Source organism: Halanaerobium sp. MA284_MarDTE_T2 (assembly GCF_003337245.1).
Lineage (GTDB): Bacteria > Bacillota > Halanaerobiia > Halanaerobiales > Halanaerobiaceae > QPJE01.
In genome coordinates this window covers 18,309-34,028 of sequence record NZ_QPJE01000022.1, presented here as the reverse complement: position 1 = coordinate 34,028, position 15,720 = coordinate 18,309, and the positions used below count along the sequence as shown (strand labels likewise).

14 protein-coding genes are annotated in these 15,720 nt (G+C 35.5%); 5 read left to right on the top strand and 9 right to left on the bottom strand.

The window, feature by feature from the left end:
• Nucleotides 1-934: 934 nt before the first annotated feature.
• Nucleotides 935-1,054 carry a transposase gene (locus DFR78_RS12435; RefSeq protein ID WP_369834967.1) on the top strand — a complete coding sequence of 40 codons (120 nt, stop codon included), beginning with the start codon at nucleotides 935-937 and terminating at the stop codon, nucleotides 1,052-1,054.
• Between the two features lie 126 nt (nucleotides 1,055-1,180).
• On the opposite strand, the gene DFR78_RS09325 is transcribed toward DFR78_RS12435, so the two are convergent.
• Nucleotides 1,181-1,876, bottom strand: coding sequence for an aspartate/glutamate racemase family protein (locus tag DFR78_RS09325; protein WP_114458570.1), 696 nt, complete (start codon nucleotides 1,874-1,876; stop codon nucleotides 1,181-1,183).
• 17 nt (nucleotides 1,877-1,893) lie between these two features.
• A complete protein-coding gene (gene iadA, locus DFR78_RS09320; protein WP_199505597.1) occupies nucleotides 1,894-3,039 on the bottom strand; it encodes a beta-aspartyl-peptidase in 1,146 nt (381 codons plus the stop codon).
• A 528-nt stretch (nucleotides 3,040-3,567) separates the two neighbouring features.
• Between iadA and DFR78_RS09315 the strand changes: the two genes are divergently transcribed.
• On the top strand, nucleotides 3,568-3,975 hold the full coding sequence (locus DFR78_RS09315) for a zinc ribbon domain-containing protein (protein ID WP_114458569.1): 408 nt from the start codon (nucleotides 3,568-3,570) through the stop codon (nucleotides 3,973-3,975).
• A 183-nt stretch (nucleotides 3,976-4,158) separates the two neighbouring features.
• Here the strand turns inward: DFR78_RS09315 and DFR78_RS09310 are convergent, their stop codons facing one another.
• The 6 genes from DFR78_RS09310 to DFR78_RS09285 all read right to left on the bottom strand — a co-directional run bounded on the left by DFR78_RS09310 (nucleotide 4,159) and on the right by DFR78_RS09285 (nucleotide 8,603).
• The gene (locus DFR78_RS09310) at nucleotides 4,159-4,752 is read right to left on the bottom strand and encodes a hypothetical protein (RefSeq protein WP_114458568.1); all 594 of its coding nucleotides are present in this window, start codon (nucleotides 4,750-4,752) and stop codon (nucleotides 4,159-4,161) included.
• A gap of 88 nt (nucleotides 4,753-4,840) precedes the next feature.
• Nucleotides 4,841-5,800, bottom strand: coding sequence for an ADP-ribosylglycohydrolase family protein (locus DFR78_RS09305; RefSeq protein WP_114458567.1), 960 nt, complete (start codon nucleotides 5,798-5,800; stop codon nucleotides 4,841-4,843).
• A 148-nt stretch (nucleotides 5,801-5,948) separates the two neighbouring features.
• Entirely contained in the window at nucleotides 5,949-6,563 is a 615-nt protein-coding gene (locus DFR78_RS09300) for a DUF89 domain-containing protein (RefSeq protein WP_114458566.1), read from the bottom strand.
• Nucleotides 6,564-6,597: 34 nt separating this feature from the next.
• A complete protein-coding gene (locus DFR78_RS09295) occupies nucleotides 6,598-6,852 on the bottom strand; it encodes a hypothetical protein (protein WP_114458565.1) in 255 nt (84 codons plus the stop codon).
• Nucleotides 6,853-6,854: 2 nt separating this feature from the next.
• Nucleotides 6,855-8,255: an MATE family efflux transporter gene (locus tag DFR78_RS09290; protein ID WP_114458564.1), complete on the bottom strand. Its 1,401-nt coding sequence runs from the start codon at nucleotides 8,253-8,255 to the stop codon at nucleotides 6,855-6,857.
• 78 nt (nucleotides 8,256-8,333) lie between these two features.
• Nucleotides 8,334-8,603 (bottom strand): YkoF family thiamine/hydroxymethylpyrimidine-binding protein, encoded by a 270-nt coding sequence (locus DFR78_RS09285; protein ID WP_114458563.1) that lies wholly within the window; start codon nucleotides 8,601-8,603, stop codon nucleotides 8,334-8,336.
• A 553-nt stretch (nucleotides 8,604-9,156) separates the two neighbouring features.
• Between DFR78_RS09285 and DFR78_RS09280 the strand changes: the two genes are divergently transcribed.
• Genes DFR78_RS09280 through DFR78_RS09270 form a run of 3 tightly spaced genes read left to right on the top strand, consistent with a single transcriptional unit; the run spans nucleotide 9,157 to nucleotide 13,032 of the window.
• Complete coding sequence (locus DFR78_RS09280) at nucleotides 9,157-10,890, top strand: ABC transporter substrate-binding protein (RefSeq protein ID WP_114458562.1); 1,734 nt, start codon at nucleotides 9,157-9,159, stop codon at nucleotides 10,888-10,890.
• Between the two features lie 52 nt (nucleotides 10,891-10,942).
• Nucleotides 10,943-11,911 (top strand): ABC transporter permease, encoded by a 969-nt coding sequence (locus DFR78_RS09275; RefSeq protein WP_114458561.1) that lies wholly within the window; start codon nucleotides 10,943-10,945, stop codon nucleotides 11,909-11,911.
• 32 nt (nucleotides 11,912-11,943) lie between these two features.
• The gene (locus tag DFR78_RS09270; RefSeq protein WP_114458560.1) at nucleotides 11,944-13,032 is read left to right on the top strand and encodes an ABC transporter permease; all 1,089 of its coding nucleotides are present in this window, start codon (nucleotides 11,944-11,946) and stop codon (nucleotides 13,030-13,032) included.
• 104 nt (nucleotides 13,033-13,136) lie between these two features.
• Here the strand turns inward: DFR78_RS09270 and DFR78_RS09265 are convergent, their stop codons facing one another.
• The gene (locus tag DFR78_RS09265; protein ID WP_114458559.1) at nucleotides 13,137-15,110 is read right to left on the bottom strand and encodes a diguanylate cyclase; all 1,974 of its coding nucleotides are present in this window, start codon (nucleotides 15,108-15,110) and stop codon (nucleotides 13,137-13,139) included.
• Nucleotides 15,111-15,720: the final 610 nt, after the last annotated feature.

Here is a 15,720-nt window from a genome sequence, read left to right as displayed (position 1 = left end):
GTTAGGTCATCTTCATTTTCAACCTTAACCTTTCCTGCTACTTTTAATTTCCCCATGTTTTCTTCATGCATCTTTAACGCTTTTTCTTTTAAATTCATAAATATTCACCTACTTTTATTGTTTTTATATCAATACATGCTTACACTGCGAACAGTCTTAATTAGCAATTTTTGAATTTCACAATCCCTATTATGACAAAAATGTCAAATTGTTAAAATGACCAAAATTGAATTTTCGCAATGCAATTATATATTAATTCTTTTAAAAGCATTAACCATTCCATTCTTTACCTATACAATGCTTTTCATAATATTTCACTCTAAAATTATTGTTTCCTCCGAACAATTACAAAAATTATTGATAATAAAATTTAATTTAAAGTAATTCTATTATATTTTTAGAAGTAAAAATTATTACTTATACACGTAGGAAGGCCGGAAAAATACATTTCCCGGCCCAGAGCCCTAATTCTTAAATTATAATTTTCAGTATATAACAATATTTTGATACTTCTAATAAAAGCAACAATGATTAATTTACACAAACCCATTAATATGATAAATGTTTAACTAACAAGGCAGTAGTAACTGTAAATTGCTACCCTATATTTAAATTATTTAAACTTAATCCCATCTTTCTTTATTTTAAGAATCTGGGAAAGATCTCTGCCCTTTATAATTTTTATCTATTGCTACAATTTAGTATTACAACAATTATATTCCTTATTATTTCATTTACATTATAGTGTTAATTTAGAATTATGTCAAGCCAAATTACATATTTATTAAATTGTTCGACAAAATTAGAAATGTTTCTATGTCTTTTGCATCACTTTACAACTTTTTTACAACTTTTTATCATACAGCATCCCTGATTGAAATAATGCTGTGCAAACAATCCTTTAAATTCTCATAAATTATGGCATTTTCGAAGTCTGATACGAAACTGCCTTTGGGGTAGTGGTTTGTGGGGTAGAGGATATTATGACGGGACAGCTGAAAGTGTAACTTCTGAAACTATGCAAAAGTATATCCAAAATCAAAAGAATGTTTAATTTCTAGGAATCAAATCTCAAAATTAAAAGGCTTATTCATCCACTAAGACAAGCATAAGGAGTTTTCTGAGACTTCCCTATAAAAAAAGCCTGCTTAATGAGACAGCATCTCACTAAAACAGGCTTTTACTTATTAATTCTTCTCAATGCACTTTCTGCCAGAACCTCCTGAGAAGAGAAAACCGGATAGGCAAAACTATCCATATCAAATATAAGCGGCAGTTCTGTACAGCCGAGTATTACTGCTTCCGCCCCTTTTTTAACCATTGATTCAGCAACAGCACTCAGCTCCTGCTGCATTTCCAAAGTCTTTTGGCCGGCTTTTACAGAATATATCAGATCCATAATTTTATCTTTCTGCTCTTCAGCAGGTTTAACTACCTCAAAGTTTAACTTTTTCAGCTCTTTATCATAAATTTCAGATTCTAAAACTCCACGTGTTCCCATTACACCAACTTTTTTGATATTGAGATCCCGCTTAATTTTTTTTGCTACTTCTTCCAGCATATTAAGTATCTCAATTTCCACTTCCTGCTGCAGCTCTTCAAAATAGTAGTGGGCTGTATTACAGGGTATTACAAGAAAGCTGGCTCCAGCTTTTTCCAGCACTTCAGCTGTTTTAATAAGTTCCTGTAGTGGACTTTCTCCACCATTTAAAATTGCCTCTGTTCTATCCGGAATTTTAGGATTATTATAGATTAAAATTCTGTGGTGGTCCTGATCTTTTTCTACTGCTGTTTTGTCAATGATTTTCTGAAATAGATCGACAGTAGCATCAGGTCCCATACCACCGAGAACTCCTATTATCTCTTCTTTACCCATTTTTTTCACCTCAATTACTAATTTTCGTAGGCTCCTCTTTTAATAATTTCTCCATTTTTAACCATAATTTCTCCTTTTGCCAGTACAGTATCTATCTTGAGATCAAAATCAGCTATAATTAAATCTGCATCTGCTCCCTGTTCTATATTTCCCTTCTGTGGGAACAGTTTTAGAATTTTAGCCGGATTTGACGTAAAGTACGGCAGTGCTTCTTCTAATTCAAAATCATATTGACTGACAAGACTTTTAAATTCTTCATAAAGAGTTCCTACACTGGAAGCACCGATCTCCAGCAGATTACCCTTTTCGTCATAGCTGGACCAGCTTCCATATCCATCAGAACTTACCGTAATATTCTCAGTCGGAAGATTTTTCTTTCTGGCTTTACTAATTACTGAAGCCGGAGAAAGATCATCAAAAATACCACAGGTAAGATCGATAATTCCACCTTTTTTTAGAAATTCAAATCCTTCTGCAAGCAGACTTTCATTGCGATTAATATGAGTTGGTGCAAAAGTCTGTATCGGCAGTTCACTGTCTTCTACAGCTTCAATAATTGGACCCAACCCTTTTTTTCCGTCTCCCATATGTACACAGACTATTCCTGCCTTATCTGCCAGCATACCTGCAGTTCTAACCTCTGAACCAATAAATTTCAATTCTTCGGCACCAATCTGAGAAGAGCGGTGATCGGATATCGCTACTTTAGCACCTATTATTTCATCAATTAAAACAACATCTTTCTGTACAGAATCAGTTATTGTTTTGCTGGGATATCTGTATGAACCGGTGTGTATCAGGGCAGTAATTCCATTTTCCTCCAGTGATTTTGCCTTTGCCAGAACATTTTCCACCGACCTTGTTACTCCATCTGTGCCAAGCAAGCCGACAACAGTAGTAATCCCGGCTGAAGTTAAATCACTTAAAGGTATTTCTGGAACTCTTGTTTTAAAACTGCCTTCTCCTCCACCACCGGTAATATGTACATGTGGATCAATAAACCCGGGCAGCATTTTTTTGTTTTGACCATCTATAACCTCAATATCTTCATCATTAAATTCAATTTTATCTTTAATTAATAATATTTTACCTCCACCAATAAGCAGGTCTTTTTTGCCTGAATATTCAGGACTGTAAACTTCAACATCTTTTATTAATTTCAATATGACCCCTCCTTTTTTCACATCTAAAACCATTATATTGTCGTATGAAAATATTATCAAGTAAATTCGCCAAATTTAACCTTTTTGTGGGAGAACCAAACTTTTATTTAAAATTATCATTTTTCTACTTAATCTACTTAAATTGGTTAAAACTTAAAATTTTTTGAAGGAAATATAAGATTAATATAGAAATTTATTTACTGCATGTTAATATTTTTACAGAGCAACTTGTTAACCTCTCCCCTAAATTAAAATAGCCTCTTCGCTATTTAGTGTGGGTTTTAATTGTTCGTTTATTTAATATAGCTGAATTAATTCATTTTCATATTCAATTATGGTATACTTTACCTATACTATAACAGGAGATTATTTTAATATTTAATAATATAAATTTATTCACCCAGGCTTTAGGAATAGAAAAGCCGTGGAAACTTGATAAAATAGATTTTAATAAAAATGATGGTTGACTTGAAAATAAAATTATTTATAAGTAATGGTCAAAAAATATTTTAAAAAGGAGTATAAATTATGAAGTGCAGTCAGTGTGGAGCTCAGATCAATGAAGGAGATATCTTCTGCGGCAGCTGTGGAAATAAGGTTGCTGAAGAAGTAGAATCAGTTGAGGTCGAAGAAGTGGAATTTAGTGAGGAGGAAAACAGCAGTCAGGAAGAACAGGTTTTTATTGATCCAAATCAGTGTCCTAACTGTGGATCATACAATACAAAAACAAAGAATAAATTGTGGAGTATCATAAAAAATATTTTAGCCATTGTGCTCTTATCCTGGATTCCAATTCTGGGATGGATTGTAATTATATTTGCAGCAATAGGAATAATATATAATCTTATCATCTCAAAAAGATTTATCTGTAAGGACTGTGGAGAAGAATATGTGCCTACCCTTGACAAATACAGAGAGAAATATCAGGAACTTTAAATAAATTCTTTTAAATGAGCTTTCCCAACTAAGTAACCCTCTCACCCCTCGGTCACAATAAAATCCAGAGGTAATTTTTTAGCATTTTTGTTAAAAAGTATTATTTTGAGTGAACTTGTTTTATTTTTAATATTTTTTATTGAAATATATTTACAAAATTGTGCTGCCGTTATATGAACTATTCTAAAAATTATCAGTACTTCTGTACAGCTTCAGCTGTTTTAGATAATCAACATCATATGGAGAATCTTCATTAAAAATAATGGCTCTCACATAGGCTATCCTGTTGCTTAAAGAAGTTCCTTCACCAATATTGATCTGAAACCGCCTGTCTTCAGAGCGGTTAACTATTACAAAAGCATCTTCCTCTTCAGAAAAGGAATAAACATAGTTGTTTGTATCAAAAACTGCTTCATCTGAGGAAAAAGCTGCATAATAAAACTGCTTACCATTAAGCTCAAAGGTTGCAATCTTAAAATTCTCTATCAAATCCTGCAGCCTTTCTTCATTCAGCTCCAGCTCAATGCCGGTAATATATCCATCCTCATCAATATCATTCTGAAATTCTTCTATAAAATCTCCATCTTCCAGTGCCTCAATATATTTTTTGCCAGGCCAGCTGAGTCTGTTCAGCTTGAGATAAATATTTTCTATCACCTCAACAGGCTGATTTGCTGTAATTAATGTACTCTCATCATAATTTTCTATTATACCTTTTTTGTTTTTGTAGAGGTATATATACCCCATATTACAGCTCTGATCACATAATATATCCATTTTAAAGCCTCCTTCTGGATGCTTAATTCCAAAAATATTAAATATTGTCTCAATTCTTTATATCATTATATAATGCAGTCGGAAAATTTTAAAACGAAAATTTATCTATCAGTGCAATAATTTCTTTTTTATGCCTTAGCTGATCGATCCATTTTTTTGGAATATCTTCAAATCCATAATAAATAGCAGCCGGTCCTCCTGTTACTGCAGCTGTAGTGTCTGTATCAAGTCCCAGATTAACTGCCATTAGAACTGCTTCTCGGTAAGAGCTGCTGTTCAGCAGAACCCAGAAAAATGCTTCCAGAGTATCTACCACATATGCAGTTGAATTTATCTGCCCTTCATTAAGTTCAGCAGTATCTTCTTTTATAATTCTCCGGTAATATTTTAGTTCCTCTTTATATTTACCATATCTGCCATACCTGCCAGCAGCTAAAAAATCTTCTACATGGCTGCAGCATTCTAAATATGCATCTTCTATATTTTCACCTTTTATAAGTCTAATAGAAAAATCTGTATAGATATAGCAGGCCAGAACAGCCCTTGGATGTCCATGGGTAAGTGAACTTACTTCTTCCACAGCTTTAAATCTATCTTCAGGGTCATTTTCTAAAAGATAAAAGGCCAGGGGCAGTATCCTCATTAGAGATCCATTTCCATTATCTCTTTCTCCATTCGGGCCAGCCTCAAAAGGCAGGACACCGCTTTTAAGCCGGGAAACAGCAGTCTCAGTTGTCCTACCGACACCAAAAGCTTCTCCGGTGGGAGTCAGATGCCCTTCATAAAGCCAGCTGACAAATCTATCTGCAAGATCATTAAGATCATAACCTTTTACTGCCAGTGATTCCAGCAGACATAATGTTAAAGAACCATCATCTGACCAGCTGCCGGGAGGTAGATTATACTGTGCAAAACCCTGCATTGATTTTACCGGATTTTCTTTTAAATATTTGCGGCTTTTAAATTCAACCGGCACACCAAGTGCATCACCGATCAGGTGACCGATTACAGCTGCTTTGAGCTTTTTATTTAACAGTTTAGAATCCAAATCTCTAATCCTCCCCAAAAATCCACAATTTTTTGAACATAATTGAATTTCTACTGTTCAGTGAATCTCTTACCTCAATGCAAAATAATATTTCAATTGAATATTGCTCTGTCAAAAAACAGCTGCTGGATTATTAAAAGTTAAAACTTCAGCGATTCAAAACAAAAACAAAATTATTTAACTCAGTATTGAGAAACCCGGCAATCATACGGCATTTAGCCTTAAGCAGAAAGAAAATATCTCTCTCCACTTCAGAAAGGCCTTCCAGATTACCCTGTCCTTTGCTTAAAACAAGATCAGCCTGATTAAATATATCCACAAAATCCGGATCAGCAGTTTCCAGAACCAGCCCCGGCCCTTCAGCACCACTTGAAACAACCTCTGCTCTGCTGCCAATACCTATCTGTTCTGCTTCACTTTCAGTAATATCGTTTAAAACCGGAACACCTCTTACAGCATAAATGATTTTATCTACATGTTCTTTAAGATATTTTATCAGAATTTTATCGAAAACTGCCTCACCACTATTGTCAGCGATTATCAGCAGATTTTCTGCCTTATCCAATTTTTCTCTAAAAAGGCTGTAGTCACTTCTGGCAAAACCGTGCTCTAAAGCCCTCTCTATATTTTCTTCAATATCAATATTTAGACCAACTCCGGCGTCTATGGAATTCCCCATTGCCGCCATCAGCAGTGCTGCTTTAAGTGGATCAGCAGCAGATTCAATCTCTTTGTTCACTACTGGCAGCAGCTTTTCTGCCATCTCAATATTTTTCTGCTTCAGGCTGTAATAGGGGTCATTTTGACCCTCCTCGGGGCAAGCCCACGAGGTTTGCTAGCAGACTATAACTTCTATCACCTGTCTTTTTCTTTAAAAACTTCTGCAGTTTATCACTAACTTCAGGTGCTTTAGCATCTTCCGGTATATCTTTAATCATATCTGCATAATGGTTTATAATTTCCCGTGTTGTATGTTTATCAGCTCCAGCCATTTCAGATGCCTCAATAAGCTGCCTCATCATACAGGGGAAACAGTCAAGATCTATTTTCAATATTAACAACTCCTATCTGCGGTTTTAACTCTTCTTTCTTTGATCATAACATCTGCTTCTTCTATCCAGTCATCACTGAGGTATTTTCTGCCAACCCAGAGAGCCCTTATTAGAAAATCAAGTGGTATGGAAATAAGTATACCTGTAATTCCAAAATCCATTACTACAGCCAGAAAATAGGCAAGCCCCAGTTTGAAAAATGTCTGGCTGAAGAGATTTCCATAAAGTGAAGAACGGGTATTCCCGGCACCATTTAAATGTCCTGCCAGAACCCCATAACAGGTAATTGCCGGACCTCCAACACTTAGTGCTCTAAGGAAAAGCACTGCAGACCTGATAGTCTCTGCATCACTGCTGAAAAATCTGACCAGAAACGGAGCAGTAAAGAAAATCCCAATTGAGAACATTCCAATCGATACAATGGTCAGTATTAGCATCGCCTCTACCGTTCTTTTGCTTTCCTCAACCCGACCTGCTCCAAGATTATTTCCGTTCATAATTGTCGTCACAGTATAATATGACCGGTGCATAGGAGCAATCAGCTGATGATGAACCCTTCTTGCTATATGGTAGGCAGCTGCCGCCTCTGTACCAAATAACAGCACCAGTGAGTTGAGGGGAAAGGTAATAAAACTCTGGTAGAGCCCCTGGGTAATCTTGGGCATACTGACCTTAAACAGCTGTTTTATAATTGTAAAATCCCAGTATTTTATCGGATTTTTAATAGTAAATTTGCTTTTTGAACTTAAAAACCGGAAGAAATATATAAAAGCTGCAAAAATCTTAGCTGCAAATGTTCCAATCCCAACTCCTATTATCCCAATACCAGGAAATGGTCCGATTCCGAGGGCAAGCACAACTGAAATAACTATGTTCAAAAAATTTGAAATTACTTCTATTACCATAGGGGTTCTGGTATCTCCACTCCCCTGAAGTGCTCTTGCTGCTATCATACCGGTTATGCGGAATGGTGCAGCAGCAAAAATTATAAGTAAGTACTGGGCACCCAGTTTAACTACCTCAGGTGCAGCCCCCAGAACAGAAATAAGCTGTTCTGACATTAAAAAGCCTACAACTATAAAAGGTATACCGATTAAAAAACCTACATACATAACCTGAGATAAAATTATATTTTTATTTTCTTCCGCCAATCTGGATTTAATACCACTTTCCTGTGAAATAAGGGAAATACTGCCTGTACCGAGGCCGAGTCCTATCTGCAGAACAATACTCTCCCAGACATCACCTAGCCCCACAGCAGCCACGGCTGCCGGCCCAAAAAATCCCATTAAAACCATATCGGTTGTCCTCATTGCAGTTGAAAATATGTGGTTTAACATAACCGGCCATGCCAGGTGCAGGGCCTTAATCCAGATTGGAAAATATACAGTCATAAATGCCATTTTTACAGCTCCTCAATTCTCGTTTGATCAGCTTTCAGATTTTAAAGTAAGCATAAAGTAATCTATACTTAGTTCTATTTATTCCACCTTACATCCACAGCTGTTGGAAATACTGATATTCATAGAAAAAAGTCTATCATTCTGCTGCATTTTTTCTGTTATCTCTTCTAAGAGAGAGTAAACTTCACCACTATATCCATATACTGCTGTCGATAGATCACCTGATTTATATTTAAGTCCGGATTTATCTATTATATCTATCACTTCTTTTACTTCCTCATTAACATCCATCGTATAGAGTGGATAAAAATTAATCTGACAGGAAATATAGGCTGAATCCTTCTTCATAAAAACCTCTCCTTTTAAAAATTAATTATGACTTTACTGATGCCTTTCAACAGTACTGTGCAAATTTCTTCTCTACAAAGACCTTTTAATTATTCTCTAAACTGTATTTATATATCATTTTAGCAGTCCCTGTGGCAGTCCGCAAGTAACCAATTAACTCTCTTTTTGACAGATAAAAAATACTTTTAAAAAAGTTACCTATTTTCTCAGTCCAGCATCCACCATTTTTTAAATTTTTCAGCAGGATTATTGTTCAAAACACAGAATATATCAGTAATCCATAAAGCTTATTTTTTAACGCCCCTCAGTTTTCTTCTTATAAACCCAATATTTCTCTTTATCAAAAAGCTTTACCCTGATTTTCTTAAAACTATATTTAATTTCAATTTTTTAGATATATGTATTTGATTATTACTTTTACAGATGGCGGCACACAATGCTGTAATCAGTCAGGAAGATAATCAAGCAATACATTAATATAAGAAGAAATTAAACAAGTAAAGATTTGAAAACAAATTAGATAAGCAAAAAGGACTAGAAAGGAGTAGTGAGTATGGAAAAATTTAGAGTTTCAGCAGTTTTATTAATATTTATCTTTATTTTTAGTTTTATCCTGTCCTCTTCTCTCACAGCAGCTGAGCTAAAAGACCCATGGATATCCCAAAAACCTCAGGGGAAACATGGAGGAACACTTATTACAACTCTGCTCAGTGATCCAAAAACATTTAATCCAATTATTGCTGCAGAGACAAGTTCCAGTGGTGTAGTAATGGGTTATATTTTCGAAAGACTTGTCACCAGAAATGGTGTCACTACAGAAATAGAACCTGAACTGGCAAAAGACTGGAAGATTAGTGAGGATGGAAAAACCTACACTTTCTATCTAAGAGAAGGTGTAAACTGGAGTGATGGTGAGGAATTTACAGCTGATGATGTCATTTTTACCTTTGATCTAATTAAAGATGAGTCAATTCCCACCGGCAGCAGAGATGTTATGATAATCGATGGTGAATTTCCTCAGTACAAAAAAATTGATAAATATACGGTAGAATTTAAACTCCCAGAACCATTTGCACCATTTTTAAACAATATGCTGGCCCCTATTCTGCCCAAACACAGACTGTATAAAAGCTGGCAGCAGGGAAAATTTAACAGCAGCTGGGGTATAAATACAGATCCAGCAGATATTATCGGTACAGGACCATATAAAATGGTAGATTACAAAAATGGAGAAAGAATTGTTATGCAGGCCAATCAAAACTACTGGCGACTTGATCCAGAAGGCAGATCACTGCCCTATATTAAAAACTGGGTCAGAATAATTACCGGCAGCCAGGAAACAGAATCTCTGCTTTTCGAAAAAGGTGAAACACATATACTGGGAGTTAGAGGTATTGATTATAAGCGCTTTAAGGAAAAATCTGAAGAGGAAGATTTTGATCTGATAGATGGAGGGCCGACCTTCAGCACTAATTTTCTGGTTTTCAATCTAAATCCGCGCAACCCCAAACTTGAAGAAGAGCCGTGGAAATTGGAATGGTTCAGCAGTATCCACTTCAGGCGGGCAGTAGCCTATTCTTTTGATAAAAATACAATGATTGATCAGGCACTTGCCGGCCAGGGAAGCAAACAGTGGAGTCCTATCAGCACACCCAATAAAATCTATCTGAATGAAAATGTAAAAAAATATCCATATAACCTAGAAAAAGCCCGAGAAGAACTGCAAAAAGGCGGCTTCAGCTGGAATGATGCTGGAGAACTGATAGATAAAAATGGGCATAGAGTTGAATTTAATATTCTTACAAATGCAGGAAATGATGTTAGAGAAGCACTGATGAATATCATTTCTACTGAACTGAGAAATCTGGGTATGAAGATCAATGCCACACCGGTAGATTTTAACAGAATGACTTCTATGCTGATGAGTGAATGGAATTTTGATACTATCCTTATCGGACTAACAGGTGGAGTTGAACCACACAGTGGTTCCAATGTCTGGCTTTCTCATGGACATCTGCATATGTGGAATCCACGCCAGGAAAAACCGGCCACCGATTGGGAGGCACACATAGATGAACTTTTTATTAAAGCAGCTCAGACACATGAGGTAGAAAAAAGAGCTGAATACTATGGAGAGTTTCAGGAGATAATTGCTGAAAAACTACCTGTTATCTATACTGTAGTTCCAAATGCAATTTATGCTGTAAGAGACAGCCTCAAAAATACAGAAGTAACTGCATATGGTGGTGTAACATGGAATATTTACGAGCTATATCTGGAACAGTGATAAAAGTTAGAATCTGTCTTCAGGTGGAACAGCTGATGAGGAGGATAAAAAGATGAGGAACTATATTTTAAGAAGAATTATTATTACCATTCCTCTGCTTTTTGTAATCTCTATTATGTCGTTTTTTATTATGCAGCTTTCTCCAGGCAGCTATCTTGATCAAATAAAAATGAATCCTGATATATCACCTGAACTTATAGAAACTATGGAAGAAGATTTTGGTCTGGATAAAAGTGTACCGGTACAGTATCTATACTGGTTAAAAGAACTGCTGCAGGGAAATCTGGGAGAATCTTTCACCTACAGAATACCTGTGGCAGAAATTATAGGCAGCAGGCTGCTCAATACATTTATTCTTTCTGCTGCTGCGATGATTATCGCCTGGGGGATTTCTATACCGGTGGGTGTTTACTCTGCAACACACCACTACAGCATACTGGATAATATTTTTACTACTTTTTCTTTTATTGGTCTGTCAATTCCAAATTTCTTTTTTGCTCTGCTGCTGCTGTTTCTTATAGTCAGGCTTAATATTCCTCTGCCTATCAGCGGTATGACCAGCATTATGTATGATTACATGACACCAGTTGAAAAAGTAATCGATATTGCAAAACATCTAATTGTACCAGCAGTTGTGCTGGGTACTGCCAGTACTGCTTCTCTGATGCGCCAGATGAGGGGACAGATGCTGGATGTAATAAATCAGGATTATATCCGCACAGCAAGAGCCAAAGGTTTAAAAGAAAGAAAAGTCATCTACAAACATGCTCTTAAAAATGCTCTTAACCCTATGATAACTATTTTTGGTTTTCAGCTCAGCTCACTTTTCAGTGGAGCAGCGCTGACTGAAATAGTCACCGGCTGGCCTGGTCTGGGAAATATGATGCTGACAGCAGTCAGGTCCAAGGACCTCTATCTTGCTATGGCGGGGATGATGATGGGAAGCCTGATGCTTATTATCGGTAATCTTGCTGCAGATATAATGCTTGCTCTAAATGACCCGCGCATTAGTTATGACTAATTATATTATTTCAGCAAATGAGGTGAGCTGTAATGCCGACAGAAAAACTTAATAAAGTGGATAAAGATTTTAAAAATATTTCACCCCGGAAGAGAAAATTCCAGGGATTTTTAAAAAATAGCTTTGCTCTTTCAGCAGCTGTAATTATAATAATACTGTATATTTTGAGCATTTTTGCACCTTTTATTGCTCCCTATGAAAGTACAGAGGTATTTAAAAAGCATTTTTACCATCCACCAACTAAAATACACTTTACAGATGAAGATGGCCTTTCTGCTCCATATATATACAAAACTGAAGCTGTAGGCTGGGGTGAATACAAAGTTGACCAAAGCCAGAAATATTACCTTAATTTTTTCAGCAGGGGTAGTGAGTACAGTCTTTTGGGACTTTTCAGCTCAGATATACACCTGTTTCAGACTGAAGGTGATATACCTATTTTTCTGCTGGGAAGTGACAGTTTTGGCAGGGATATATTTACCCGCATTCTCTTTGGCGGCAGAGTCTCTTTATTTATAGGTTTTGTGGCAATTATTATCACCACCATAATTGGTGTAATTGTGGGCAGTATTTCCGGTTATTATGGAGGCTGGATAGATAATCTGATAATGAGAGTTGTAGAAGTTATAATGTCTATTCCGAGTTTTTATCTTCTGCTGGCCCTGGCTGCAGTTCTTCCACTTGATTTATCTTCTGCTTTCAGATTTTTTCTTATTGTATCTATCCTGGCCTTTCAGGGCTGGGCCGGTATGGCTAGAGTTATAAGAGGTATGGTGCTTTCAGTAAAACAGGAAGATTATGTTGCTGCAGCAAAAGCACTGGGCTCAGGTGACAGGAGAATCATATTTAAACATATCCTCCCCTATACAACAACATATATTATCATCAGAGCTACTGTTGCAATTCCAGGTTATATTATCATGGAAAGTGGACTGAGCTTTATAGGGCTGGGAATTCAGGAACCCTCGGCAAGCTGGGGTAATATGCTTTCAGCCGCCCAGAATGTCAGTAAAATAAGCAGTTTCCCCTGGCTCCTTCTGCCCGGCTTTTTTATCTTTATTACAGTATTAAGCTATAATATTCTGGGAGATGGCCTGAGAGATGCACTGGATCCAAAATAATTATGGTACCGGGTACCAAACAACTAAATAGTACCAGATTCAAGTGAAATTAATCTCATGTACCGGGTACAAAAAAGCTTTTTTGTACCCGGTACCTATATCAATCAGCTGATAAACTTAATGAATTTTTCGGCTAATGCCGGATCAAACTGTGTTCCAGCACATCTTCTAATTTCAGTCAGTGCTTCTTCTCTGCTGTGTTTACACGAATAGGAATCAGCTGCTGTCATGCTTTCAAAAGTTTCTACAACTGCAATTATTCTTGCAATCATTGATATCTCTTTGCCTTTCAACCCCCTTGGATAGCCGTTTCCATCCCACCTCTCATGATGTGAGAGCACATCATCAGCTATATCTATAGTATGGTTGAAATAATTTAATATTCTATAGCCAGTGGAAACATGCAGCTTCATGTCTTCGTACTCCTTATCTGTTAAAAATTCTTTTTTATTTAATATGTCGGTATCTACAGCAACTTTACCTATATCATGGAAATAGGAAGCATTTTTAATTTTCTTTAAAACTGATTTGTCCAGCTTGAGTTCTTCTGCAAATTTTACCGACAGATTATATACATTTTCTGCATGAGTTTTTTCTCTGGCACATTTACTGTGCAGAATATCAATAATATTATTTATATGTATTTGATCATTGCTGGTCCGGCTTACACTTTTGCTGGAATACATGGCTGATTCTGCTTTATTTAGATAATCTATTATCTCTCCTGCCTTTTCTTCCTGTGTTCCGACACCCATTGATATACCTGCAGCAAGTGCAAGCGCCTTTTTAGATTCAAAACACTCATTAATCCTCTCTTTAACAGCTTCAGCATCTTCCTTCCCTGTATCAGGGAGTAAAACGACAAATTCATCTCCTCCCCAGCGGGCAATTATATCATCCTTACGGCAGGCTTCTTTAAAAGCTTCTGCTGCCTGCTGAATAAGTTTATCTCCAGCATCATGTCCAAAAATATCATTTGTCAGCTTAAGGCCGTCCAGATCACCTATAATTATCGATACCGGAAGATTTCTTTCCACGTTCAGCCTTTTTAATTCTTCTTCAAAAAAACGCCTGTTGTATAAACCTGTCATCGGATCATGATAGCTTAAATACTCGATCTTCTCCTGACGCTTTTTTTCAGTTGTAGCATCTCTAAAAACAATAACCACTCCATAAAGATCTCCATTTGCATCAAAAATAGGGGCAGCAGAATCATCCAAAAAATATTTTTCCCCATTTTTTGATATAAGAGCAGCATTATCTTCAAGTTTTTCAACCTTTCCACTTGCAAATACTGCTTCAATAGGATCTGTCAGTTCTTTATCATTATTCAGGTAAATAAAATTTAAAACATCTCTGTAATCTCTGCCTTCAGCTTCTTCAAAATGCCAGCCTGTCAGTCGTTCAGCTGCTTTATTTATCATTTCTATTTTGCGGTCATTATTAACCAGAATTACACCATCACCTATAAAAAGCAGTGTGCGAAAATATTTATTTTTTTCTACTTTTAATTCTTGGCTTAACTTATATTCTTCTGTTACATCTTTAATATATGCACCTATCCCATAATCACCACTTATTAGTTCAACTGGAAATTTAGTAGTTTTATAGATGTGCCCATTCCACCTCACTTCCTCTTCAACTAATTCTCCAGTTTCCATTACTTTTAAATCTGTGTTGTGGCGGATATCGGCAAAAAACTCATCTGTCAGATCATAATCATCCAGACCAATAATTTCTTCTTTAGAAAGGTTATAAAAATCAGCTGCCGTTTTATTTACAAAAATATATTTCAATTTCTCATCTTTTAAATATATGAGGCTGTCATCTGCATCAATAAATATCTGTCTGAGTTTATTAAAATTTTCCAGAACCCTATTTTTGTTTTTTAAATCCCTGTAATTTTTGAACAAAATAAAAGTAAAGATAAATAAAAGCAAAATAATTAAAAGCATAATAAAACCGTGAGAATTAAAAACATCTGCAATATCGTCAAAGATATCTGCTTTAATAGAAAGGGGAACTGCTATTATAAAAAACATTAACATAATAGCATAAACTATGATATTTTTTTTCATAATTTTCTCCTTTCTGTAAATATCACACAATAATTTTTCATCAGATAAATTACAGATAAACTACTTGCCTGATGTTTTCCTGGCCGTTTTAAATAAATATTAATTTTAACAAACTCCTCCTATTTTAACATATGTTTATAATTATTTTAACATTTTTATCTAAAAACTACAAATTAATCTTTCAAAAAAGCAATTTTATTTTGGAGAAATTCTTTATACTACACAACTTGACACACAAATCACATATATGCTATAATATAATTAACTTGAGTATTTTACTATTAATTAAAAGATATATATATATAAATTTTTTAAAAAACTTCCTGTTAAAAAAGTTTTCTCTAAACCCTGTCTTTATTTAATGAGGGGGTTTCTCAATATTATTAAGATATATCTACATGTTTCTGTTTTTTTTTTATTCTCTATTATAGACTTTCCCCATTTTTTATATACTGCTGCAAAAAGGGGAGATGCAGGAATATTGAAATTTTTAGTCAATGAATCTTAACGAAATGAAGGAAGAAATAGGGTTGAACTGCAGGATGGAGTGAGCTAATCATGAGTCAGGAGGACTCATTGATTAGTGTGCCCTATTTCACACCCGAATTGA